A 1603-nucleotide genomic window follows, 5' to 3' on the forward strand; every position below is an offset into this window, starting at 1 on the left:
CGCGCCCGAGCCGAAGAACGCCGAACCGGAGCCGCCCGCGGACGCCACCAAGGTCATCTCACTGCCCGCGCAGTCCGGAGGGGGCAAGGGCACCGGCGGTTCGGCGGGTTCCGGTTCCGGGGGCAGGCGGGGCGAGGAGGCGGGCGACCGGCTGCGCGGGGCGCTGCGCTCGGTGCGCAAAACCGCTGTGACGTCGGGGGCGGCCACCTCGGCAGGCTCGGGCCCGGGGAGCGGGGCCGCCGCCGTGGCGTCCGCGGAGACCCGGACGCAGAGCGCCTCCGGACCGTCCGGTGGCGCACAGGCCGGGCAGCCCGCCTCGGGGTGGCCCGTGATGACGCCGCCGGACCTGCCGCCGCCGGCGCCGCCCAGGGCGTCGCTCACCGACGTGGTGCCGCGGCGGACGCTGGTGATCACCGCGGTGGTCGTGGTGCTCGCCGTGATCGGCACCGTGCTGGCGTTCACGCTCGGCGGGGACGACGAGGACTCCAAGGGGGCCGGGAGCGGAGCCGGCCGCACGACCGCCACCGCCGGGACGTCCGGGGACGTCTCGACCAAGGAGGACGTGAGCGGCGGGACCGGCGCGGACGGGGACGGAGCCGGCTCCGCGACGGGCGCCGACGGTTCGGGCGGCAAGCCGGTCACGGACGCCGGCACCGGGGCGCCGGGCGGCGACGGCTCCGAGGCCGGTTCCGGCTCCAGTTCCGGCTCCGGCTCCAGTTCCGCTTCCGGCTCCGGCTCCGGCTCCGGAGAGGACGGGTCCGGGGACGGCGGCGCCGTGGCGTCGACGTACAAGAGCGCGCAGGGCTTCTCCATCGGGCTGCCCGCGGGCTGGAAGTACGCGACCACCGACTCCGCGGGGGTCCGCTTCACCGGCCCCGACGAGCAGAAGCTGCTGGTCGCCTGGACGTCCACGCCGAAGGGCGACCCGGTCGCCGACTGGACCAACCAGGAAAGGGGCATGAGGCTCTCCCAGTACAAGAGGGTCCGCATAGAGAAGGTGGAGTACCGCGACTGGAACACCGCCGACTGGGAGTTCACCTATGTCAAGGCCGGGACCCAGTACCGTGTCATCGACCGCGGGTTCGTGGTGAACGACCGCCTCGGCCACGCGCTGATGTACACCGCGAAGGCCGCGAACTGGGACAGCGACCTGCGCGAGAGCACGTGGGAGACGCTGGCGAAGACCTTCCAGCCGAAGAAGTCGTGACTCCGGGCCCGAGGCGCGAGATCCGTCATCCCCGCTCTGTGGGTTGCCTCCGGCACGTATCGTGAGTTGTTGCGGACCGTAAGCACCGGGAACGGGACGCGTGGCGAACGGAATCGACCGGGCGTGCGGCCGGGGGAGGCAACGTGGACGACTATGCGGGCCGGGTTCTCGCCGACCGCTACCGCCTGCCGCTGCCCCCGTCCGACGAGTACGAACTCACCGAGACCCGGGCCTTCGACACCTACAGCGGGCAGGAAGTCCTCGTCCGCCAGGTGCCGTTGCCGGAGGTGGTCGAGGCGGAGGTGCTCGACGCGGACGGGCTGCCCGACGGCTTCACGGCACGCGACGGCTCCTTCCGGGGGCCCTCGGCGCACAGCGGGCGTGCGGCGGGCGGGG

Annotated in this window: 2 pseudogenes; both read left to right on the top strand. The window is 74.0% G+C overall.

The annotated features are described in order from the left end of the window. Window positions 1–1207: pseudogene (locus RH94_RS43580) on the top strand (serine/threonine protein kinase); the annotation flags it as partial. 143 nt (window positions 1208–1350) lie between these two features. Further along, window positions 1351–1603, top strand: a pseudogene (locus tag RH94_RS43585) (hypothetical protein); the annotation flags it as partial.

The sequence above is a fragment of the Streptomyces kebangsaanensis genome, assembly GCF_001906585.1.
GTDB classification, from domain to species: Bacteria; Actinomycetota; Actinomycetes; order Streptomycetales; family Streptomycetaceae; genus Streptomyces; species Streptomyces kebangsaanensis.